The sequence below is a fragment of the Acidimicrobiales bacterium genome, from assembly GCA_036491125.1.
In the GTDB taxonomy this organism is placed as follows: domain Bacteria; phylum Actinomycetota; class Acidimicrobiia; order Acidimicrobiales; family AC-9; genus AC-9.
This window is the reverse complement of sequence record DASXCO010000079.1, coordinates 1-15,400: the sequence shown is the minus strand read 5'-3', so window position 1 is coordinate 15,400 and position 15,400 is coordinate 1. Positions and strand designations below refer to the sequence as shown.

Here is a 15,400-nt window from a genome sequence, read left to right as displayed (position 1 = left end):
TGGCGAGCCGGTGGGCGGACCCTGCACCCCGCCTGGCAGTTCGATCCCCGGCGGGGGGACACGAGGCCGGGCCTGTCGACGGTGCTCGAGGCGCTGTCGGAGGTCGCCCCCGATCCCCAGGCGGCGGACGCCCTCATGCGGGCGCCCCGGGAGGATCTCGACGGGCGGTCGCTGGCTGATCTTCTCGCCGCCGGCGACATCGAGTCCGTGCTCCGCCTCGTCCGGGCGGCGCGGGATCAGTCCTGATCGACTTCCCGGAGAGGCGACCGCCGGGACTCCGCCTCTCGCCGAACAGAGGCACGTGGTGGCGGATCGACACGGATCGTCCCGTGGACTGGTCCTGGCGAGCGTTCTCGTCGCCATGGGGGCGCTTCGATCCGATCTCGGGGCGCTTCCGTGTCCGCTACGCCGCCAACCGGGCCGCGGCTGCGGCGCGAGAGCGCTTCCCCGCCCGCATGCTGACCGAGGCGGACGGCGAGCTCTGGCTCATCTGTCTGGGGGCCATGCCCGCGGGTCTGCGCCTCACCCGCCAGGCGACCCTCGACGCGTTGGGCCTCGACGACCGCGTGAGCACGGGGCGGATCGACGTCGGCAAGCGAGGTCGCGCCGACCCACTGCTCGAGACCTGCGGTCGACTGGCCGACGCGGTGTACGACTGGTGGGACGGCCGGCCTCCGCCTCTCGTCTATCGGACCCGCACGATGCCGGAGGTGGGGCGGACGATCGCCTTCACGGAGTGGACCTCACCGCGCGTCGTCTCCGTTGGTCGCCTTCGCGACGCCACCGCGTTGCACGCCTACCTCGTGCTGGGCGCCGGGTTCGCGGTGCCCGAGAGCTGGCTCCGATAAATGGCGGCACGAGTGCGCTCGACCGCCGTACTGTCGTCGCCCATGAACGAAGGGCATCTTCACTACCTCGCCAGTCCCGAGTGGGCGCAGATGCTGGAGACCGACCTCCTGCCGTGGGCGCTCGGGGTGGCGGACCTCGGTGACGACGTCCTGGAGGTCGGGCCGGGACCAGGCCTGACCACGGATCTGCTGCGACAGCGCACCTCGAGGCTCACCGCCGTCGAGGTGGATGCCGACCTGGCGACGGCTCTCGCAGCGAGACTGAAGGGCACCAACGTGGAGGTGGTTCACGCCGACGCCAGTCGCTCCGGTCTCCCCTCGAGCCGGTTCTCGGCGGCGACCTGCTTCACGATGCTCCATCACGTCCCGTCCGTCGAGATCCAGGACCAGCTGTTCGTCGAGGTCCACCGCGTCCTTCGTGAGGCGGGATCCTTCATTGGCAGCGACTCGATCGACTCCGAGTGGCTTCGCGAGTTCCACGCCGACGACGTGTTCGTCCCCGTCGACCCCGACACTCTGGGCGCTCGGCTCGAAGCCGTCGGCTTCACCGGCGTCGACATCGCCGTCCTGGACTACAAGGTTCGCTTCAGCGCCAGGAAGTCGTGAGTCACGCCGATGTCCGATGATGGCGGCCCAGGCGGAGGGCGAAGAAGGCGAGCAGCACAAGGGGAAAGGCCGGGACCACCCACACGTGCAGGGCGATGGCCAGGACGCCCACGGCGATCAGAATCCCGGGGACCGGAAACACCGGGTGGCTACGGGCGGGGACCGGTTTCCACCCCTCGGCAGCGGGCTCGAGCGCGGCCGGCCGAGGGTGACCGGGGATGTCGTCGACGAGGGGATCGAGGTCCCGCAGGTAGCGGGCCGAGTACACCGCGCCCATCCGCTCCTCGAACTCGTCGAGGGTGAGGTAGCCCTCCGCCGTCGCTTCTCGCAGGAGCGCGACCGCCCGATCGCGGTCGGCGTGCGAGGCCCGTAGCCGACCCCCGTCGCCGTGCGCCTGCGGCCTTTCCCATCGGGTGGGCGGGCTGGCGAGGCTCGCCGTCGGCCAGCGGTGGAGTGGCGCGCCGCGTTGGGCGCGCAGGCGATGCGCCAACCACAGACCGCCCGCCACGAGCGCGGCAAGCAGCAGGATGGACCCGTAGATCGCCAAGAGCTCGAGCCCGTTGCTCATCCCCACATGCTGCCACCCATGCTGGCTGAACCCGTCAGGACCCATGCCGGCCTCCTGCGACTGGGCCCGGTCTCCCGGACCGCCTTTCCACTGGGCCAGCCCTGTCGAACCGGCCTTCGCGCCCCATCCTGCCGCAATCGGTCCGATGATTTCAGGCCGCCCGAGTATCGGGCCTCAGCTCTGCCTCGCCGGTGCCGCGCCGGAGTGCGGGCGAACGCCCTCGTCGGACGGCCCGAGAGCTGGGATGGAGCGCCACACGTGGATCTCGTCCGCGGGGAGGTCGATGTGGTGATGCTGGCCGGGCTCCGCGTCAACTCCCGCCCCGGGACGAGCACGGAGCTCGAGGTCGTCGCCGATGCGCAACAGCAGCTCGGTGGTCGTGCCGAGGTCGACGGCGTCGAGGACGGTGGCCCGGTAGGGACCGTCCGACGCGAGCCTGACGCGCTCGGCACGGATCGACCAGAGGACGTCAGCGCCGGGAGGCAGCCCCACGGGGCCGACTCCTAGCTCGATGCCGCCAGCGACGAGCCGATCGGGCGCGGTCAGCTCACCCGGGTTCAGGTTCTGCATGCCCAGCAGCCGGGCCACCTCTGGCGACGCGGGCCGACCGAAGACCTCGGCGCGCGGCCCGGCCTGGAGGATCCGGCCCTCGGCGATCACGATCACCTCGTCCGCCAGCAAGGCGGCCTCCTCGGGGTCGTGGGTGACCACGACGCTCGACACCCCCGTCACTCGCTGGAGCTGGCGCAGCTCCCGGGCGAGATCGGTCTTCACCGGGGCGTCGAGCGAAGAGAAGGGCTCGTCGAGCAGCAGCAGATCCGGAGACCGGCACAGCGCCCGGGCCAGCGCGACCCGCTGGCGCTGGCCGCCCGAGAGCTGTGCCGGTCTCCGGGCCTCCAGCCCGAGCAGCCGCAGCTGGGAGAGCCAGTGAGCGGCGACGCCCGCGTCGGTGCCCACTCCGAACAGCAGCTGGTCCCAGACGTTGAGGTGGGGGAGCAGGCTCGGCTCCTGGGGCACGTAGCCGACGCCGCGTAGTTCGGTCGCCACCCGCGTGAGATCCCGGTGTCCGAAGCGGACGGACCCCGCGCCGGGGCCGAACAGGCCGGCGACGCAGCGCAGGGTGGCGCTCTTGCCTGCCCCGGACGGCCCGAGGATGGACAGCAGCGGGCTGGATGCCTGGTGGGAGACCTGGAGGCGAAAGTCGCCGAGGCGGTGGTCGAGGTCCAGGCCGAGCGGCGCCGGCTCTCGGCGCGGTGGCGGGCAGGCAGCGGGGATGGTGGGGATGTGCTCTGTCCGTCGCCGGGGCCGCCACTGCGCCAGCCCGAGCACGATGCACGCGGTGACCACGGCGAGCGTGGTCGGCGCGATCGTGTCGGGCAACCCGGTCCCGCTGAACTGGACGTAGGTGAAGACCGGGAGGGTGTACGGGTGGTAGGCGACGATGACGGTGGCTCCGAACTCGCCGAAGGCCCGCAGCCAGGCCAGGAGCAGCCCCGCACCGATCCCCGAGGCAGCCAGGGGAAGGCTCACCCGGCAGAACCGTGACCACTCGCCCCGGCCAAGGGTCGCGGCCACGTCGACGAGGGCCGGCTCCACGTTGGCGAACGCGGAGCGGGCCGCCACGATCAGGAACGGGGCGGCGACGAAGGTCTGGGCCAGTACGACGCCCGCCAGGCTGTCGGTCAGCCGCCCACCGAACGCCCGCCCCAACAGCGTGTAGGGACCCACCAGGTAGATGAGCAGGATCCCGCTCATGACGGGCGGGAGGGCGAGCGGGAGCTGCACAGCGATCCCGACCAGATTGGCGACCCGCCCGCGATGCCGGACCAGGGCGTAGGCGAGCGGGATGCCGAAGAAACCGATGATGGCGGTCGAGATCGTGGCCGTCTCCACCGAGGTGGCGAGAGCAGCGCCGAGGCCTGGTACGTGGAATCCCCGCTGGGGCGTGCCCTGGAGGCGGAAGACGAGGCCGACGAGCGGGACGACGAGATAGAGGGCGAGGAGGGCGCCGAGCCAGGTGAGCGGGCTGCGGGCCGCTCCGGGCTTCACGACGTGGGCAGGACCGAGCGCAGGCTGGACGGAACGCCGCTCCCGGACTGCTGCGGCGGCTTGATCAGGCTGAGGCCGTGCGCCGCGATGATGTTCTGGCCCTTCCCACCCAGCAGGTAGTTCACGAAGGCCGTCGCTCCCGATGAGTGGGGCGCCTTGTTCAGGACGGTGACCGTGTAGGTCGCGGCCAGCTGGATGGCGCCGAGGGTGACGGTGGGGATGCCCGCCTCCTTGGCCTCGTTGCTGTAGAAGAAGCCGGCGTCGAGCTGGCCCGCCTGGAGACGTCCGACGAGGGTCTCCTCAGGGAACACGCCAGCGGTCGTCCTGGTGATGCCGAGCAGGGCGGGGTCGTCGTAGGTGGCCGCCGCCTGGGTCAGGGCCTGCACGGTGAGCTGGCCCTTGGGGTCGAGTGCCGGGTCGGTGCGGCCCAGCAGGAACCCGGGCTGGGTGATCACCTGGTTCCAGGGCTGGGTCCGCAGCTGGGCCGCGAATCGGCTCTGGGGGTTGTAGCCGATGACGAGGCTTCCCTTGGCGAAGCTCGCGTACCAGCTCAACCAGTTGCCGTTGGCCGGACCCTCGAGCGTGGTGTTCACCTGGGGACTGGCGCTGATGAACACGTCGCCCTGGCGAACTCCACCCTTGATCTGGTTGGCGACCTGCGCCGACCCGGCCCCGTAACCGCTGAACTGGTACCCCGTGGCCGAGGTGAACTTGGGTCCCAGGTCGCGCTCCATGAGGTTGACCAGGGACCCGGCGTACAGCACGTTCACCGGACCCCGATCGGGTTGCGTCGTCGAGGACGAGGAGGAAGAGGACGACGAGGAAGACGACGACGAGGACGATCCGCAGGCCGACGCCAGGGCGGCGACCGCCACCAGGACCGTGAACGGCCGGAACCAGCGACGGATCATGAGACCGTCGTCCGGTCTGGCCCGGTGACCTCGACGACGACGTTGGTGGCCTTGACCGAGGCGACGGCGAGCACCCCGGGTGCCAGCCCGAGCTCATCGGCCGCCTCGCGGCTCATCAGGGACACCACCCGGTGCGGTCCGGCCAGGATCTCGACCTGAGCCATGACCGCGTCCTTGTGCACCTTGGTGACGATCCCGGTGAAGCGATTGCGGGCCGACTCCGAGTGGATGGGGGGAGGGCTCGGGACGTGCGCCTGGGCCTGGGCGAAGTGGGCCAGGTCGGCACCCTCGATCAGCCGGCGGCCACCGGGGCCCTTGGACACCGCCAGCCGGCCCGAGTCCGTCCAGCGCCGCACGGTGTCGGCGCTCACCCCGAGCAGCTCCGCCGCCTCGCTCACCCGATACTGGTGCACGGGCGAGCACTCTAGCTCGCAGTTGCGAGGATTCAGCGCTGTGAAGGAGCTTTCGCGAGGCGACCCGCTGGATTGGACGGAATATGCGGTATACGGACGAAGTCCGATTGCCCACATCCAGGCGCCTCGCCGACCAGATATCGTCCGGTCATGCCTCTCAGCGCTCGTAACCAGCTCGATGCCACCGTCTCGGCCGTGCAGCACGGCTCAGTGATGTCCGTGGTCACGGTCCGGTTGTCAGGCGGGGAGGAGATCGTGGCGGCCATCACTCGGGATTCGGCCGAAGCACTCTCCCTGGGCGACGGCGATCGCGTGACTGCGATCATCAAGGCGACCGAAGTGATCCTCTCGAAGGATTGACCCGTTTGTCGACGGCCACGATTGCCGTCGCCTCGGGCTCGTAGCGGCCTTACAAGCGAAGCTGGCGGCCGACCGGTCGCAACAACAGAAGGCCGAGGAGGGCGGCGACGGCGGCGACGACCGCGCCGAAGCGCATGCCGTTGGCAAAGGCATAGCTGAAGGCGTCGTTGGCGGCGTGTCGCACCGGGCCCACGATTCGGCTGGGGTCGTCTGCCAACGCCGCGCTCCCGCGGTGGCCGTGGTAGAGGATGCTGTCCAGGGCGGCTCTGTCGTTGCGGTCGGGACTGATCCGGTCGTGGGCCAGGAGATTGATCGCCCGGCTGTGCTGGAGGCTCACGATGAAGGCGCCGACCAACGCCACTCCGAGCACGGCCCCGACCCGGTTGAAGGTACTCACGACGCCGGCCACCAGCCCCTGGTGCTCCTCGTCCACCGCGGCCTGGGCCGCGACCCTCGTCGGCGTGACGACCAGGGAGATGCCGATCCCGAAAGCCACCATCGGGGGGACCATCATCAGGTAGCTGTGCTGCTCGGACGCGTACGAGACCCAGGTCAAGGCGGCCGCCATCGTGGCCATACCGGCGACGATCGGGATCGCCGGCCCCACGTTGTCGGCCGCTCGGCCTGCCAGCCGGGCCGTCGCCGCCTGGGGAAGGACGGTCGGCAGGAACAGCAGCCCGGCCTCGAGCGGCGACAGCCCGAAGCTGACCTGGAAGTAGGTGATGGCGAACACGGCGAGAGCGATGACGACGAACTGGTTGCAGAGCCCGACGGTGCTCGCGACCAGCACGTGGCGGTGTCGCAGGACCCGCAGGTGGATGAGCGGGTCGTCGACCCTGGCCTCCACGAGGCCGAACACGACCAGGCAGATGGCTGCCCCGACGATCAGGCCGATCGTGCGGATCGAGTCGAACCCCCACGCCGGGCTCTCGGCCAGGGCCAGCACCAGGGCGCAGAGCCCGGCGGTCAGCAGGACGACGCCGCGGACGTCGACACGACGCACCCCCTCGTCGCGGGACTCTCTCGCCACGGCGTGCACGAGCACGACCACGGACGCGGCCACGGGAACATTGAGGAAGAAGATCCAGCGCCACCCGAGGCCCTCGACGATGGCGCCGCCCACCAGCGGCCCCACCGCCAGGGCCACCGACGCCGCCGCGGCGATCGTCCCGAGGGCCCGCCCCCGACGCTCGGGCGGGAAACTCGTGGTGATCAGGGCGATGGCCGCCGGGCCCATGAGCGCGGCCCCGCCGCCCTGGACAACCCGGGCGCCGACGAGCCACCAGTCGGTGAGCGCCAGCCCGGCCAGCATGGATCCGACCATGAAGGTGACGACACCGATCAGGAAGACCCTTCGCCGACCGAAGATGTCGGCGAGACGGCCTGCGGCCGCCACTCCTGCGGCCGCAGCCAGGAGGTACGCGGTGATCGTCCACTGGGCTGCCGTGCTGGAGATGTCGAAATAGCGCTCGATCGTCGGCAGGGCCACAGTGACCGCGGTGTCGTCGACGAACCAGATGGCCATGGACAGGGCCATGCCCACGAGAAGCAGCTGCTGCTGCCGGGTCGTGCCCGACCCACGGCTGTCCACCTGTCCCCCCCGTGTTGAGGGCCCCGCAGCGCCGCGAGCCCCTCTGGATGTTCAGGCTATCCGACGTCCTCGACGAGGTCGTCGACAATCGGAACCGAGTCCCCGGCGACGCGCCCCCACCAATCGTCCCGCAGGTCCTGCAACCGCTTGAGCTCGCGGCGCTTCGCCCGACCCTGCTCCCTGATCTCCTCCACCTCGAGCATTGGCTGACGCAGGCTCGCGCGGGCCTTGTCCCATGCGGCCTGCGCCCGCTCGTCGGCTGCGCTCCTGGCCCCGTCGATGTACTGGTCGACCTGTCGACGGGATTCGGCGGCGAGCTGGTCCGCCTGCTCTCGATCGCGCTCGGCCGAGCCGATGATCCTGGCGGCGCGGAACCGGGCGACCCGCGTCACATCCGACGTCACCCGCTCGATCGCCTCTCGTTCCGTTCTCGCCTGCGAGAGGACCTGGGCGGGCAGATCGTCGCCCGCCGCGCTCACGGTCTGCAGCAGCCGCTCGGCCATCTCGGCCACTGGAGCGGCTGCGTCCGACATTTCCTCCCGGGAATCGGCTCGCAGCGCCGAGATCTTGGCCTCGAGCGCTCGGGCCCGCTTGGTGATCTCGGCAAGCGTCGACTCCGCCTCCTCGATCCGGACACGGGCCTCGGTCGCCTGCCGGTTGCGCTGGGCCAGGTCCGAATCGACCTGGCGGCGGTCGTAGCCGTTCCGCACCAGGGCGAAATGGACCTGTCGGGAAGTGTGCTCGAACATCGGGATGTGTTCCTCGTGCGGTCGTTCGGGCCCCTCGACGCTCGTCGGGCCCAGGCCAGAGCGGGATTCGCTGATCTCGGGGCCTATGCATGCCCCAGACCTTGGACGCGTAAACGTCAGCGGGGTGCCAGCACCAGCAGGTCGTCGATCGAGCGCCGCATTCCCTGGATGATCAGATCGAGGTCCGGCACGGCGCTGGAGTCGGCGCACAGACCGAACGACAGCAGCCCGAGGCTCGATCGCGCCGCGACCCGCAGGGCGTGGCCCTGGGCGACCTCGGCGAGCCCGTCGACCGAGGCGACGCGACCTCCCATCACGTACAACGGGCCCGGAGGACCGGGGACGTTCGAGACGTTCAGGGCGAACACGTGGGGGCTCATGGTGAGGTCGACGGCGCGGTCGCCCAGCGGCAGGTGCTGGAGGCCCTGGATGAGGGCGTCCACCTCGTTGGCGTCGTGACCCTCCTTCCGCTCCCCCGTCTCCCGGGAGATGGCGATCAGCCGAGACCGGACGTCCGGCTCCTCGACGGGAAGGGAGACGAACATGAACGAGTCCCGGTTGCTGAGCTGATCGGCCCGCTCGTCGGGGCGGTGGAGGCTCACCGGCACCTTGGCCCGGAGGTGCTCGGTCCCGGCCTGGCGGGCCGACAGCCAGCTCCTGATCCCACCCGCCACCACCGCCAGGACGACGTCGTTCACGGTGATATGCGGGCCGACCGCCTTCCCGGCATCGTGCAGCTCGGCCACGGGACCCGAGAGCCACCCCACCGTTCGACGAGCCCCGATCCTGACGGCCAGTGGAGAGAGGTCCGAGCCGGGGAGCAGCTCGCGACGAACGACCGCCATGAGGCGGCTCAGCTGTCGTGGTGCCTGGCGCCAGTCAGGTCGGACGCCGCGTCGGGTAGACGTCCGAAAGCGGGCGGCGAGGCCCCATCGCAGCAGCTCACGCTCCGTGTAGGACGGCGTGGGCACGTGCGGCGTCGGATCGGCCGCGCCGGGGTCCGGGTCGGAGTCCCACAACAGCGCATCGAGGAGCCGGAGCCCGCTCATGCCGTCGGCCATGCAGTGGTGCTCCCGCCAGAGCAGCGCCGTACGCCCTCCCGTCAGCGACGCCAGGTGCAGACTCCACAGAGGGTGCCGGCGATCGAGCCGGCCCTCCATGAGCCGGGCCACGGCACCGCGGAGTGCCCAGTCGTCGAGCTCGTGCCGGGGCGTCAGGCGCTCGACGTGGCGGGTGACGTCGAAGCCGATGTCGTCGACCCAGAGCGGCGGCGCCAGCCCGAGCGGCGTCGGAGCCAGTCGCTGCTGGCACCGCGGGACCCGGTGCAGCCGGTCGGCGACGTGAGCCCTCAGCCCCTCGATGGTCGGATGCTCGCCGTGGGTCGGAGGGTCGACGACGATCACGGCGCAGGTGTGGCCGGCGATGGTGCCCCGCTCGAGCCTCAGGATCCGCTGGTCGTCGGCCGTCAGCCGATCGGCCTCGCACTCGCTTCGCGCCATCTTCCCCCCCGGTCAGCGGCACACGAGGGTACTCCTTCGCCCGCACCTCGTTCGGTCTGACCCGGCCCGAGATGGCTCCAGTTGTCTGATTTGCGACCGGCGCCGCCACCGTGCGAACGTGACAAGAGCGCTGGGGTTTCGGTGAGCTCCTGAGGCCGTGCGCGGCGAGAAGCCGGGAGAGAACGGGAAGGAGCCCATGATCGGGGATCGGCTCGAGCGACCGGCGTTCGCCGTGGTCCGCGGCTACGACCGGACCCAGGTCGACGCCTTTCTGGCCGAGGAGGCGTCGCGAGCGGTCGAGGCCCGAACCCGCATCTCGGAGCTCGAAGCCACCGTGTCGGAGTTCGAGGATCTGGCCGAGACCTCCAGAAGTGACCGCCAGCGAGCCCACGAGCTCCTTCAGAGCGCGGAGGCCGACCGGGAGGAGGCCCAGCGCAAGGCGGCCGAGATCGTGGAAGCGGCCCACGTTCGGGCGGCGGAGCTGTACGAGGCCTCCCGGCTTGATCGGCGGGAGGCCGACGAGCTGGTCAGGCATGCCGAGTCGGAGCGCTCGGAGGCGGAGTGGCGGGCGGCCGAGATCGTGGCCGCCGCCAGGGCCGAGGCGGACGACCTCGGGGAGCAGTCCCGGCGCGACCGCGAGTTCGCCGGCGGACAGGTCGACGACGCCCGTCACAAGATCGAGCTGCTGGTCGAGGAGGCCCGTCAGCAGGTCGAATGGTTCACCGACGAGGTCGAGACAAAGGCGCAGGAGGGTGCGGCGGCCGCCATGAACGGCAGCCAGGTCCACCTCGAAGAGATCCGCCAGGGTCTCGACCACCTCGAGGACCAGCGCCAGACCGTGATCGGCGATCTCTCCCGTCTGCGGGAGGAGCTGGACGGCCTGGCCGCTGGGATGCTGAGGGCTGGGTAGGGCGAAGGTGGTTCTTCCGAGGTGGCAGTCACCGACAGGTGACAGCGAGGAGGCGACCGTGGTTCGGCCGGAATGGGAGCCGCCCGAGGGAGAGGACTCCGGACCGCCGCTGTACGACAACGAGGCGGGCTCGCCGGACGCCGGCTCCGTCGACCACGAAGACGAAGCGAGCGAGATCATCGAGGGTCGCGCCGAGCAACCGCATTTCGCCCGGGCGCTGCGGGGGTACGACCGGAGCCAGGTCGACACCTACGTCGCCGAGTACGCCCACTGGGGGAGCGAGGCGCTGGCCCGGATCGCCGAGCTCGAGACGAAGGTGTCAGAGCTCGCTGGGCTGGCCGAGACATCTCGGCGCTATCGCGAGGACGCTGACGAGCTCATGCGGCGGGCCGAGATGGCCAAGGCGGAGGCCGAGGAGCAGGCGACGGCGCTGGTCGACGCCGCCCAGGCCCGAGCGGGCGAGCTCATGCAGGCCACCGCCCACGACCGGGAGCAAGCCGACGAGCTCGGTCGCCGCGTCGAGATGACCAGGGCCGAGGTGGATAAGCGAGCGACCGAGCTGGTCGAGGAGGCCGAGGCGAAGGCGGCCGAGATTCTCCGCCAGGCCGAGATGACCAGGGCCGAGGCGGAGCAGCGAGCGACCGAGCTGATCGAGGAGGCGGAGGCGAAGGCGGCCGAGGTCCACACCGCCTTCGACGGCCAGAGCGAAGAGGCGGCCGAGCTCATGCGCCAGGCCGCGGAGGCCAAGGCCGACGCCCAGCGCTGGGCGAAGGAGCTGGTCGACCAGGCCGAGGCCAGGGTCGCCGACCTGTACGCCGAACCGGAGCGCCAACGCCAGGCGGCCGTCGAGCTGGTACGACAGGCGGCGATGGTGCGGGCCGAAGCCGAGCGGGCCGCCGCCGAGGTGGTCGAAGCGTCCGAAGCAAGGTCCGCGGATCTCTCGGCCGAGTCCGCCATGGACCGCGAGGAGGCGATCCAGCTGGTCAAGCGGGCCGACGCCGACCTGACAGAGGCGGCGCGACGCGCGGCCGAGCTGGTCGAAGAGGCCGAGGCCAGAGCCGCCGAGCTGTCGGCGAAGTCCGCCCATGACCGCGAGGAGGCGATGAACCTCGTCGAGCAGGCGGACGCCGACCGGGCTCTGGCCGAGCGCCGAGCGGCCGAGCTGGTGGAGGAGGCCGAGGTCCGAGCGGCCGAGATCGTCGACTCGTCACGGCGCGACCACGAGGAGATCACCTGGAGCATGGAGGAGGCCCGCCAGCAGGTCGATCGGTTGAGCGATCAGGTCCACGCGGCGACGACCGAAGGCGCCCGCGCCGTGATGGACGGGCTCCGGCTGCACGTGGACGATCTTCGCCAGCAGTACGACGAGCTCGAGACGGAACGTCAGGCTGCCGTGCGGCAGGTGGGTCGCGTGCGCGAATCGCTGCGGGCGTGGGCGACGCAGATCGCGTCGCAGGGAGAACGGTCCGCCTGAACGTGGCGGGCGCCAGGCGCCTCAGTCGGCCGCTTCGTACTTGAAGGACACCTTGAGCCTGGCCCGGTAGGCCACGACCTGGCCGGCCTCGATCTGGAGGTCGAGCTCGGCCACCTCTGCGACGCGGAGGTCCCGGAGCGACCCCGCCGCCCTGGCCACGGCTGCGCTCGCGGCCTTCTCCCACGATTCCTCGCTCGTGCCCACCAGCTCGATGATCTTGTAGACGCTCTCCGCCATCGTGAGGTCCTTTCCTCGTTGCCCGTCGACGACCCTACCCACTGGCGGTCGGCGGAGCTCGGCCCGGAGTGGTGCGACAGCGCACAGGGAGCGCCCGAATGGTGACGGTTCGCGGTGACCCGTGGCTATATGACGGGTTGACATGGTCTCGGAGCGCGCTCATGTTGAAATGGGCCTGGGCGTACGTGATCGGGCGCTGAGTAGGGTAAAGGCGCATCACGGTGCACGGTCTTTCACGCATTCCGTATCGGTAGGGAACGGATATCGCGAAGGATCGGCGTTGACGTCCGGACCTTGATGGCGGGTCGGGCGGAGGGTTGATGTTGCACAGTCCATTCGTAGGCACGAGGTGAGGGTGGGCCAACGGTCCGTTGCTGTTGGCGCGCTGGCCGGTCTGCTTTGCGGATGGGCCACCGTTTCTCTCCTCTCTCCTGCTATCGCTTACGGGACCGTGGCGGCGAACGTGCCGTGCTCCGGACCGGGTGGCGGTGCTGCAGGTCTCAGCGCCGCTCTCACCAAGGCCAATGGCAACGGAGGGGGGACGGTCGATCTGACCGCGGGATGCTCCTACGTCGTGCCGACCGACGGCACCGGCGCGAGCGGGAGTGGTCTGCCCGTTGCCACCAACCACACAACCGTGAACGGCAACGGGGCGACCATCGCCGGACAGGGCAGTGACGCCTGGAGCTTGTGCACCTGGGCCGCCAACGTCAATCTCACGCTCAGGGACGTGACCGTCACGGGCGGGAAGACCTGCCCGCCAACACCCCCGACGCTCTCGAGTCCACCCGCACCGGTGACCCCAACAACGAACCCGGCGCCGCCGAAGCCGTCTGCGACCACTGCGCCGCAGCCCACGTCTCCTGCGACCACAGCGCCCTCGACGACCGTGGCCCCGCCCCCGACCACCGCGGCTCGGCCCCCCACCACCGCGGCCCCGCCCGCTCGCAGCGGTCCCACTTCCGGGTCCCCGCAGCCTGCTGCTTCCATTCCTCCAACCGGCGCCCTGCCCCACCCCCTGCACAGCCTGCCGGGCATCGTCCCCACCGCTCCACCCGTCCCGACGCCGACCGGACCGGCCCCGACCGGACCGGCCCCGACCGCACCGGCCCCGACCGCACCGGGCCCCGCGGCACCTGCGGCACCGGCCCAGCCCACTCCCGTCATACCTGCTGTCAAGGGACCGGTACCCGTCGGCAAGGGCATGTGGATCTGGGCGCCGCCTCGACTACCGGCATCGGATGCCGCCTCGCCGTCGGCTACCTCGGGACCATCGGGTAGCTCGTCGCCGTCGGGTACCTCGTCGGCGTCGAATGGCGCCATTCGCACGCCGTCGGACTTCTCGAGGGCGCTCCTGGCCGCCCTCGGCGACCCGAACACCGGTCCCAACGTCCAGGCCATCGACGCCTGGCAGGCGGCCGAGGGCGGCTTCGTGCACCTGAACCCGCTCAACACGACCGAACCTGCGGCGGGGGCGACGATCTGGAACTCGATTGGCGTCAGGACCTACCCCGACTGGACGACCGCCATCAGGGCGACGACCCTGACGTTGAAGAACGGCCAGTACCGAGGGATCCTCGCCGCCCTCAAGGCCGGAAACAACGCGCTGGCGGTGGCGCACGCGGTCGGGGTCTCGCCGTGGGGCACTGGAGACTTCTCCACCGATCTCGGCCAGAAGTATGCGCCTGTCGCCGACGGGACCGCGCTCTCAGTCGTTGACGCCATGGTGTCCAAGGCCCAGGCCGCTGGGTTGAACTATGTCGTGGTGTTCCTCGGCTCGACGGACGCCAGCTTCACGCAGCAGAGCTTTCTCGACACCTTCCTCCCCGCTGCCCACGCGGCCAACATCCGTGTCTACGGCGCCGACATGCCCAGCCTGGCCGACCCGAACGCCGACATGGCGCGGGCCATCTCCGAGATCACGTACACCACGCCCAGCCAGGATCGGATCGACGGCTTCGTAGCCGACCTGGATCCCGCGGCGGGGGCCAACCCGCCGTTGCCGGCGGCCGAGCAGTACGGCAACGCGGTGAGGTTCATCGTGGGTCCTGACGTTCCCCTCGTCGCGACCGTGCCGGTTCCGCCTGTCCCGGCGCCGCCTCCCCCCGCAGCCGCCTATCCCTACGCCCAGGTGGTCGCGCCCTTCGACGCCGTCGCGGTGATGGACCCCTCCTCCACCCCGGCCAGCGGGGACCTCGGCCCGGCCATGGCTGCCTTGGCACCTCTCGGCAAGCCCCTGATCGCGGTGGACCAAGTGCCGCCGCCCCCGATCCCACCGCCCCCGGTCCCGCCGCCCGCCGGCTGGACTCCTCCCGATCCGGCGCGCGACCAGCTGCTCGGTTTCATCCACGCAGCCGACGACGCCAATGCAGTCTCGGTTTCCTACTGGAGCTGGGAGACGGCCAGCCAGTCCGTCTTCGACACCATCCAGAGCGCTCCTCAGTTCAGCCTTCCCGCCGCGCCGGCCCTGATGACAGCCAACCAGGTGGGGAACTGGCAGGCGCTGCTCACTGGTCTCGGGTTCCCCGCCCCGAGCACTGGTAAGTGGGACCTCCCCACCACGACGGCCGTCAGGGCCTACCAGCACGCTGCGGCCGTCCCCGTCACGGGAGTGATCGACGACGCGACCCGCACGACCATGCTGACACCGTTCCCCCCGCCCCTCCCGGCCGCCCTTCTGGCCAGCGCTGTGCCAGGCCCCGGAGGCGTGATAGGTCCAGGCGGCGCCGCGCTGCCGTTGCCGATCCAGTACCTGAAGGGCGGCAGCGTCGACCAGGGCGTGGACTACTCGGCCCCCGGTGGCACACCCCTCTACGCCATGGGCTCGGGCACCATCATCCAGGAGGGCATCGGCGGCTTCGGTCCCAACGCCCCCGTGCTGCAGATCACTTCGGGCCCCCTCGCGGGCAGGACCGTCTACTACGGCCACTCCGGGCCGGATCTCGTCCCGGTCGGAGCCCACGTCGTCCAGGGCCAGCAGATCTCGATCGTCGGCTACGGCATTGTCGGCATCTCGACCGGCCCGCACCTCGAGATCGGCTTCCTGCCGCTCGGGCGAATGGGAGCGGGCCAGCCCATGCTCGACTACATCAACGCCATCCTGCCTTCCATCGGCGGGTGAGAGCGCTGAGGTACACGCCCGAAATTCTCTAGGCCAGCAGTCGCTCCCGCACCTCGGCCCGCAA

At 70.7% G+C, this 15,400-nt stretch carries 16 protein-coding genes; 7 read left to right on the top strand and 9 right to left on the bottom strand.

Annotated features, from left to right (window positions below):
• The 3 genes from VGF64_06965 to VGF64_06955 all read left to right on the top strand — a co-directional run.
• The coding region (locus VGF64_06965; protein ID HEY1634481.1) for a hypothetical protein at nt 1-246 on the top strand (246 nt) is incomplete at its 5' end.
• Between the two features lie 83 nt (nt 247-329).
• Entirely contained in the window at nt 330-848 is a 519-nt protein-coding gene (locus VGF64_06960) for a hypothetical protein (protein HEY1634480.1), read from the top strand.
• A gap of 42 nt (nt 849-890) precedes the next feature.
• Complete coding sequence (locus VGF64_06955) at nt 891-1,454, top strand: class I SAM-dependent methyltransferase (GenBank protein ID HEY1634479.1); 564 nt, start codon at nt 891-893, stop codon at nt 1,452-1,454.
• Between the two features lies 1 nt (nt 1,455).
• Here the strand turns inward: VGF64_06955 and VGF64_06950 are convergent, their stop codons facing one another.
• The 4 genes from VGF64_06950 to VGF64_06935 all read right to left on the bottom strand — a co-directional run bounded on the left by VGF64_06950 (nt 1,456) and on the right by VGF64_06935 (nt 5,395).
• Nucleotides 1,456-2,067 (bottom strand): DUF1707 domain-containing protein, encoded by a 612-nt coding sequence (locus VGF64_06950; protein HEY1634478.1) that lies wholly within the window; start codon nt 2,065-2,067, stop codon nt 1,456-1,458.
• A gap of 129 nt (nt 2,068-2,196) precedes the next feature.
• Entirely contained in the window at nt 2,197-4,071 is a 1,875-nt protein-coding gene (locus VGF64_06945; GenBank protein HEY1634477.1) for an ATP-binding cassette domain-containing protein, read from the bottom strand.
• Nucleotides 4,068-4,982, bottom strand: a complete 915-nt coding sequence (locus tag VGF64_06940) for an extracellular solute-binding protein (protein HEY1634476.1) — start codon at nt 4,980-4,982, stop codon at nt 4,068-4,070. The genes VGF64_06945 and VGF64_06940 overlap by 4 nt, the downstream gene beginning before the upstream one ends.
• Nucleotides 4,979-5,395, bottom strand: coding sequence for a helix-turn-helix transcriptional regulator (locus VGF64_06935; protein HEY1634475.1), 417 nt, complete (start codon nt 5,393-5,395; stop codon nt 4,979-4,981). The genes VGF64_06940 and VGF64_06935 overlap by 4 nt, the downstream gene beginning before the upstream one ends.
• A gap of 150 nt (nt 5,396-5,545) precedes the next feature.
• On the opposite strand from VGF64_06935, the gene VGF64_06930 reads away from it, so the two are divergent.
• Complete coding sequence (locus VGF64_06930; protein ID HEY1634474.1) at nt 5,546-5,755, top strand: TOBE domain-containing protein; 210 nt, start codon at nt 5,546-5,548, stop codon at nt 5,753-5,755.
• Between the two features lie 49 nt (nt 5,756-5,804).
• On the opposite strand, the gene VGF64_06925 is transcribed toward VGF64_06930, so the two are convergent.
• The 3 genes from VGF64_06925 to VGF64_06915 form a co-directional block, all read right to left on the bottom strand.
• Nucleotides 5,805-7,346 (bottom strand): MFS transporter, encoded by a 1,542-nt coding sequence (locus VGF64_06925; protein HEY1634473.1) that lies wholly within the window; start codon nt 7,344-7,346, stop codon nt 5,805-5,807.
• A 56-nt stretch (nt 7,347-7,402) separates the two neighbouring features.
• Nucleotides 7,403-8,095 carry a hypothetical protein gene (locus VGF64_06920; protein ID HEY1634472.1) on the bottom strand — a complete coding sequence of 231 codons (693 nt, stop codon included), beginning with the start codon at nt 8,093-8,095 and terminating at the stop codon, nt 7,403-7,405.
• A 116-nt stretch (nt 8,096-8,211) separates the two neighbouring features.
• Nucleotides 8,212-9,594, bottom strand: coding sequence for a wax ester/triacylglycerol synthase domain-containing protein (locus VGF64_06915; GenBank protein ID HEY1634471.1), 1,383 nt, complete (start codon nt 9,592-9,594; stop codon nt 8,212-8,214).
• 196 nt (nt 9,595-9,790) lie between these two features.
• Between VGF64_06915 and VGF64_06910 the strand changes: the two genes are divergently transcribed.
• Nucleotides 9,791-10,504 (top strand): hypothetical protein, encoded by a 714-nt coding sequence (locus VGF64_06910; GenBank protein ID HEY1634470.1) that lies wholly within the window; start codon nt 9,791-9,793, stop codon nt 10,502-10,504.
• 58 nt (nt 10,505-10,562) lie between these two features.
• Nucleotides 10,563-11,978 (top strand): hypothetical protein, encoded by a 1,416-nt coding sequence (locus tag VGF64_06905; GenBank protein HEY1634469.1) that lies wholly within the window; start codon nt 10,563-10,565, stop codon nt 11,976-11,978.
• 21 nt (nt 11,979-11,999) lie between these two features.
• Here the strand turns inward: VGF64_06905 and VGF64_06900 are convergent, their stop codons facing one another.
• Nucleotides 12,000-12,215 (bottom strand): dodecin family protein, encoded by a 216-nt coding sequence (locus VGF64_06900; protein ID HEY1634468.1) that lies wholly within the window; start codon nt 12,213-12,215, stop codon nt 12,000-12,002.
• 567 nt (nt 12,216-12,782) lie between these two features.
• Nucleotides 12,783-13,667: a hypothetical protein gene (locus VGF64_06895; GenBank protein HEY1634467.1), complete on the bottom strand. Its 885-nt coding sequence runs from the start codon at nt 13,665-13,667 to the stop codon at nt 12,783-12,785.
• On the opposite strand from VGF64_06895, the gene VGF64_06890 reads away from it, so the two are divergent.
• The gene (locus VGF64_06890) at nt 13,648-15,336 is read left to right on the top strand and encodes a peptidoglycan-binding protein (GenBank protein ID HEY1634466.1); all 1,689 of its coding nucleotides are present in this window, start codon (nt 13,648-13,650) and stop codon (nt 15,334-15,336) included. The two genes, VGF64_06895 and VGF64_06890, sit on opposite strands and share 20 nt — an antisense overlap.
• The last annotated feature ends 64 nt before the right edge of the window (nt 15,337-15,400 follow it).